Genomic DNA, 6,257 nt, shown 5'->3' with positions numbered 1-6,257 from the left:
AAGTAATAGTGGTGGATGTGTCAGAACATGAGATAGAAAGACCCAAAAAAAAACAGAAATCATACTATAGTGGCAAGCAGGGATACCACACATTAAAGTCGCAAGTCGTTGCCGATCTCGCGCAGCGAGCGCGTTGCGACCAAAAAAGCGAGCAGGTAATCTGTGTCCGTTGTGAGAAAGGAAGAGTCCATGATTTTCGACTGTGGAAAGAGAGCAAAATAGGGTTAAATAAGGAAATAGAAATATTAGGGGACAAAGGCTATCAAGGGATTCAGAAAATCCATCAAAACAGTCAGATTCCTCATAAAAAAAAGAAAAAAGAAAAACTAAGTAAACAGCAAAAAAAAGCCAATCGTCAGTTATCACAACGGTGCCTAGTTATAGAACATATTCATCGTCGTCTCAAAATATTTCGGATACTTTCATCAAGATACAGAAATCGCCGACGGCGATTTGGTCTGAGATTGAATTTGATTGCTGGTATCTACAATTACGAACTTCGTTACCGACAAAAATATATATCTTGATTACTTTTGCAAGAGATCTAATGATCATTAATACTAACTCAAGGCAAAATACCCTACTATGAAACAACTAATGGTACACATTCGTGACCAAGAAAAAACCGAAACACTCTCTAAAATTTTAACTGCTTTAGATTTTGTTGACTCTGTAGAAATCATCGAAGATCAAACAACATTATCTGATAACGAGCAAGACTTTTTTGCCCTAGCACGATTGTGGGAAGACAGGGATATTACTCCTAAATCTATCCGTCAAACAGCATGGCGAGAAGAAAACCGATGATTTTAAGTGGGTGGGTGGAATTAAATATAAGATGAACGTAGGTTGGTTTGAAGATGAAACCCAACGCCCGCATGGGTTACGCTACCGCTAACCCATCCTACAAATAATTGTGCCTCCCTACTTATGTGACACCAACCCACATTCCGCACCCTAGTCGTTGAAATAAAAAGTTGCTCTAGCCCTTGTATAGTAAGACTTTTAGCGATTACTAAGAATTATGAAGTGTCACACTCTAGTCAGCGGTCGCCAGCTTAATGAGAGTTTCTCTCAATAATTTGGTATCAGAGCTATCAGATTTTTAGGGCTAATTGTGCAGCTGCTGGGCAAACAAATTAGCCTGTAATTCAGAGCCGGCAATCATTTTGACGATTTAGATAAAATTTTCAATGTGACAGTTGAGGGTGCGGAATGTGGGAAATACATAAAAGTCTATGAAGATGTGCGGAATGTCGGTTAAGTTTAAGGATGTTCCAGTTCCCTACACTTTTGCTTGATTCATCTTTACATCTGACAACGCCCAATAGACCAAAAGTGCTAGCATGGAGATTAAGCAAATATTTTGTTAAGGAGAGGGCTATGCCTCAATATCTTTCTCCAGGCGTTTATGTTGAAGAAGTACCTTCAGCCGTTAAAGCGATCGCCGGAGTTGGCACCAGCATCCCCGGATTTATTGGAATTGTACCAGACAAAATCCACCTGGTCGCCAAAAATCCGACAACGCCAGGAGGCACTAAGTTTGTGGACTTTGCGCCACCGCCAGCCAAGATAGCTAAATTGATTACCAATTGGACCCAATTTACCAAATTCTTTGGCGATCTAATCGGCGACGAAACAAAGGCACCAACGGCAGATGACAATCCTGCCATTGATCCTGGACACCAACACCTGGCTCACGCAGTTTACGGATTTTTCAACAATGGCGGCAGCAGTTGCTATGTAGTGCGGATTGTTGACAATACACAACTTGATGATGCTCTCAAAGCTTTTGCCGCGATCGATCCAATTTCACTGGTAGCAATCCCAGGAAACACCGATGACGCGATCCGAGATAAAGTGGTAGCTCATTGTCAAGCCACTGGCGATCGCTTTGCTATTCTAGATGGCCCCCCGACGGCTGCCGATTTAACCACTCTGACGAAAATTCCGGCTGACTCAGGAGTCATGCCGAAAAGAACCGATTTGGCCGCCTGGTATTTCCCCTGGATCAAGGTTTTTGACCCAGCGACTAAACTACAAAATCCTAGTGGTGATGGGTCGCTAATTGTCCCCCCTAGTGGACATCTAGCAGGAGTCTATGCTCGCGTTGACAACGAGAGGGGAGTCTTCAAAGCACCCGCCAATGAGGTAATTTTTGGCGCGCAAGACGTGAGCCAGCCCCTCAGTAAAGCTGACCAGGATAACTTGAATCCTAAAGGAGTCAACTGCATCCGCGTCCTCAATGGCAACATCCTAGTCTGGGGAGCCAGAACCGTCGGCGGCGATGACAATGCTGACTTGAAATACATCAACGTCCGCCGCACCCTGCTCTTTCTGCGGGAATCGATTGACGAAGGCACCCAGTGGGTGGTCTTCGAGCCGAATACTCCCGCCCTCTGGCAACAAATTACCCGCAACGTTTCGGCATTCCTTACCAATGTCTGGCGCTCGGGGGCTTTGTTTGGCAATACACCCCAGGAGGCGTTTTACGTCAAGTGCGATGCCGAAAACAATCCGCCTGAGTTGCGCGAATTGGGCCAAGTCGTCACGGAAATTGGCGTGGCGATTGTTCGTCCGGCTGAATTTGTCATCTTCCGCATCAGCCAGATGGCCCAAACCAGCTAAAAAAGAGGTGAGCTATGGCGATCGCCTATAAAACGCCAGGTGTCTATCGAGAGGAAAGCTTCCGCCAACCAGAAGCCAAGCTGCCCACCGGCATTCCTGGATTCGTCGGCTTCTTTCAGGCTAAGCCATCAGAGAAGGATTTCCCAGTCAACACCCCGCTGGCATTACACCGTCAGGAAGAATTCAGCGAAAAATTTATCGCCCAAGGCTATCTATTAGAGGCAGTGACTGGCTTCTTTGCTAATGGGGGTACTCGCTGTTATGTAGTGCGAGCAGACTCCAATCAAGAGCCAAAATCAGCCTTAGAAGCGGCTTTGTCGTCTCTCGCTCCCCTGAAGGATTTGGACTTACTGGCAGTTCCCGATGCTATGAAGCTGACGGATGAAAGTGCCATTATCCAAGTGCAACAGGCAATGTTGCAACAATGCGCCCAACAGGGCGATCGCTTTGCCATTCTCGATGCTCTAGCGACAGTCAAAAAGCAGCAAGAGGCAATTGTCCGCGGCCAACCCGAACCGATTAACGCCGCTCTCTACTATCCCTGGCTGAAAAATACCCAAGGGCGTTGGGTTCCCCCCTGCGGTCATATTGCTGGTATCTTTGCCCGCAGCGATCGCGCTAGGGGTGTCTTCAAAGCCCCAGCTAATGAAGAGATTGAGGATGCCCTGGATTTGCAAGTGGCGATCAACAATTCCCTTCAAGATGAGTTAAATCCTCTAGGTATCAACTGCCTGCGGGCTTTTCCCGGTCGTGGCCTGCGCGTCTGGGGAGCGCGAACCCTCAGTCAAGCTCCCAACTGGCGTTATCTCAACGTCCGGCGGCTATTCCTCACCTTGGGGCGGTGGATCGACCAAAATCTGGGCTGGGCAAGCTTTGAACCCAATTCCCCCCGCTTGTGGGTGCGAATTGGGCGAGAACTGAGTGCTTACTTAACCCAACTGTGGCAGTCAGGGGCACTCCAGGGAGCCAGCCCAGCCCAGGCATTCTATGTCAAGTGCGATGCTGAAACTAACCCGACCGACCTCCGAGAAAAAGGAGAGGTGCTAACTGAAATTGGTTTAGCAACTGCTGCTCCTGCTGAGTTTCTCGTGATTCGGATCGTTCATCGGGCGGGAAGCGTGGAAATTCGCCCAACCGCTTGATTACTAACCATTCAATTGTCTTACTGGCTGTTTAACAAGGAGATTTTCTATGGCTGACAGAGTTGATCCCTATCGAGGTTTCAATTTTCGCGTTGAAATCGACGGCATTCAAGAAGCAGGCTTCCGCGAATGCAGCGGTCTAGATGCGACAACCGATCCCGTTGACTATCGCGAAGGAACCGATGCCAACCACGTCCGTAAATTGACCGGTTTGAATAAATTCGCGCCCATTACCTTAAAACGGGGCATCACCGATTCCAAGACCCTCTGGGAATGGCGACAAACCGTGATTGGTGGGAAAACCACCCGCAAAAATGTCTCGATTGTCCTATTCAACGAAGCGCAGGAAGAAAAATTGCGCTGGAATTTGCGGGAAGCCTGGCCTTCTAAATGGACAGGTCCGAGTTTTAATGCCACCAGCAATGAAGTAGCGATTGAAACCCTAGAAATTGTCCACGAAGAAATGGTTAAAGCTTAATCCCCGGCTAAACTGATCACCCAATCATGCTCCAGACTGAATTTCCCTTTACCTTACCCCTAGGGTATATAGATGGGGAAGGCAACCTGCATCGGGAAGGTGTGATGCGCCTAGCCACTGCCTTCGATGAAATTGCCCCCCTCAAAGATCCCCGTGTCCGTAGCAACCAAGCTTATCTGCTGATCGTCCTGCTGTCGCGGGTCATCGCTAAGCTTGGCAGCCTGGAGTATATCAACCCGAAGGTGATTGAAGGACTGTATGCGGCAGATTTGGCTTACTTACAAGACCTCTACTGCCGCATCAATCAAAATGGTCACAACCGGGTTCATACCCAATGCCCTTACTGCGAAAAAGAGTTTGACGTGGAACTCACTAGCTTGGGGGAGTAAGACGCTACCCCCTCGAACGGCTTTATGAGGAGGTAGCCTACATCGCCTACCACTTTCACTGGCAGCCGGAACACATTCTGGGATTGGAACACCCAGAACGCCAGCAGTGGGTGGCAGAAATCGCCAAGATCAACCAGCGTTTTAACGAACAAACTTGAGCAAACAGGAGGAAATAACCGATGTCATCCTTGGGCTTAAACGCCGCTTTCAGTTTGGCGACCAATCTTTTGGGAATTCGCAGCGATCCCTATCAGGTCTTCAATTTTTTGGTCGAGATTGAAGGAATTTTGGCAGGAGGGTTCTCTGAATGTAGCGGTTTGCAGGTAGAAACTACTATTGAAGAGTACCAGGAAGGCGGTGTCAATGACTACATACATCGCTTTGCCGGGCGCAGTAAATCCCCAGCTTTGATTCTCAAGCACGGACTTACCCCGATTGATGGACTATGGAGTTGGCATCAAGATGTAGTCCAAGGCAAGATTGAACGCCAAAACGGCACAATTTATTTGCTGAACAAGCAGCGCATCCCGGTCATTTGGTGGAACTTTAAAGAAGCTTTTCCCTATAAGTGGACTGGCCCAGAATTGCGAGCAGATTCAGGCAACGTCGCCTTTGAAAGTGTCGAATTATTTCACCGAGGACTCAGCCGTCCTAGCGTGAGCAGTTTGGTAGGAGGAATCGCCGCTGAACTGAGTGCATCTGTCAATATTGGTTTCTAAAAAGGTGTATAAGATGGTCGATTCTCCTGATGAAAAATCTGTTCTGGTAGAGCGTCTCCTTCGCCGTCAGAGTGAACCTGTTGGGGTGATTAACCTAAAACAATTCCAGACTCAATTAGCACGAGTTCCAAGCTGGATGGTTCAGCGTTCCCGTTTCCTAGAAAGGTGGCAATCTCGTTATGCTTTTGGTGAGAGTGAACCAGGTAGCGGTACGGAATTAATGTTGGCTTCGCCAGTGCAGCCAATTACAACCGAACCGAACCTCACTAGCCAATTGTCTTCAGCAATGTTATCTGAACGGATATATCAGGAGAAGATTGCGCCACCAATAGAAAAGATTTCTGATTCCCAAGCCGGTCAAACTTTTCGCCTCAGTCGCAAAGCTGTTCCCTTAGCACCAGATTCTAATTCTTTAAGTAAACAAGTAAATTCCTCTGAGAAGATAGAGACTCCAGCAAACACTTCTGAAAAAAATAGCCCATCCTTGAGGACAATTGTTGAAAGTGTAACGGTATCAAATCCTGACTCCAAGCCAGCGGCTACCTTAGATCAACCACAGAGAACAGTTGCGCCAAAAGAGGAAGAAATAAAAGTTACTATAGTTGAATTAAAACAGATTCAAGTAAGCAATTTAAGCACACCAAATTCCTTGTTGTTGCGCCAAAATTTGCACCAGCCAGTCGAAGCATCTAAAGAAAGGAAGATAGATTTCCTACCCGCTACTTCGGGAGAATCTACTTTACCTTTGAGAACAATTACTGAAAGAATAAATACTCCCACTTCTAACTCAGAATCAGCAGAAATATCTCTCAAACCAGAGACAAAAGTTAATGCTATTGAACAAGAACAGTCTTTAGTTAGTAACGAAGCAATAACCAATCCTTTAGTATTCAGAAAAAAC

Annotated in this window: 8 protein-coding genes and 1 pseudogene; all 9 read left to right on the top strand. The window is 46.9% G+C overall.

The features are described 5' to 3' along the window. Window positions 1–527 (top strand): transposase family protein (locus IQ242_RS13855; RefSeq protein ID WP_193960365.1); only part of this gene is annotated, 527 nt, incomplete at its 5' end. Window positions 528–585: 58 nt separating this feature from the next. Next, the gene (locus IQ242_RS13850) at window positions 586–807 is read left to right on the top strand and encodes a hypothetical protein (protein WP_193960364.1); all 222 of its coding nucleotides are present in this window, start codon (window positions 586–588) and stop codon (window positions 805–807) included. Window positions 808–1,383: 576 nt separating this feature from the next. Next, the gene (locus tag IQ242_RS13845) at window positions 1,384–2,628 is read left to right on the top strand and encodes a phage tail sheath subtilisin-like domain-containing protein (RefSeq protein WP_193960363.1); all 1,245 of its coding nucleotides are present in this window, start codon (window positions 1,384–1,386) and stop codon (window positions 2,626–2,628) included. Between the two features lie 14 nt (window positions 2,629–2,642). Next, window positions 2,643–3,770, top strand: a complete 1,128-nt coding sequence (locus tag IQ242_RS13840) for a phage tail sheath subtilisin-like domain-containing protein (protein WP_193960362.1) — start codon at window positions 2,643–2,645, stop codon at window positions 3,768–3,770. Window positions 3,771–3,819: 49 nt separating this feature from the next. Then, on the top strand, window positions 3,820–4,248 hold the full coding sequence (locus tag IQ242_RS13835) for a phage tail protein (protein WP_193960361.1): 429 nt from the start codon (window positions 3,820–3,822) through the stop codon (window positions 4,246–4,248). 26 nt (window positions 4,249–4,274) lie between these two features. Further along, a complete protein-coding gene (locus IQ242_RS13830; protein WP_002770407.1) occupies window positions 4,275–4,637 on the top strand; it encodes a hypothetical protein in 363 nt (120 codons plus the stop codon). 20 nt (window positions 4,638–4,657) lie between these two features. Beyond that, window positions 4,658–4,795, top strand: a pseudogene (locus IQ242_RS27155) (DUF6760 family protein); the annotation flags it as partial. Between the two features lie 21 nt (window positions 4,796–4,816). Then, the gene (locus IQ242_RS13825) at window positions 4,817–5,356 is read left to right on the top strand and encodes a phage tail protein (protein WP_052275915.1); all 540 of its coding nucleotides are present in this window, start codon (window positions 4,817–4,819) and stop codon (window positions 5,354–5,356) included. A gap of 13 nt (window positions 5,357–5,369) precedes the next feature. Then, the coding region (locus IQ242_RS13820; RefSeq protein WP_193960360.1) for a hypothetical protein at window positions 5,370–6,257 on the top strand (888 nt) is incomplete at its 3' end.

Origin of the sequence: Microcystis sp. LEGE 08355 (genome assembly GCF_015207185.1) — a bacterium.
Lineage (GTDB): Bacteria > Cyanobacteriota > Cyanobacteriia > Cyanobacteriales > Microcystaceae > Microcystis > Microcystis panniformis.
This window is presented reverse-complemented; position numbering and strand designations above follow the sequence as displayed.

What these genes read in the sequence shown, in the direction of transcription:
- IQ242_RS13850 (WP_193960364.1), top strand. Translation starts at nt 586, where the DNA reads ATGAAACAACTAATGGTACACATTCGTGACCAAGAAAAAACCGAAACA.
- IQ242_RS13845 (WP_193960363.1), top strand. Translation starts at nt 1,384, where the DNA reads ATGCCTCAATATCTTTCTCCAGGCGTTTATGTTGAAGAAGTACCTTCA.
- IQ242_RS13840 (WP_193960362.1), top strand. Translation starts at nt 2,643, where the DNA reads ATGGCGATCGCCTATAAAACGCCAGGTGTCTATCGAGAGGAAAGCTTC.
- IQ242_RS13835 (WP_193960361.1), top strand. Translation starts at nt 3,820, where the DNA reads ATGGCTGACAGAGTTGATCCCTATCGAGGTTTCAATTTTCGCGTTGAA.
- IQ242_RS13830 (WP_002770407.1), top strand. Translation starts at nt 4,275, where the DNA reads ATGCTCCAGACTGAATTTCCCTTTACCTTACCCCTAGGGTATATAGAT.
- IQ242_RS13825 (WP_052275915.1), top strand. Translation starts at nt 4,817, where the DNA reads ATGTCATCCTTGGGCTTAAACGCCGCTTTCAGTTTGGCGACCAATCTT.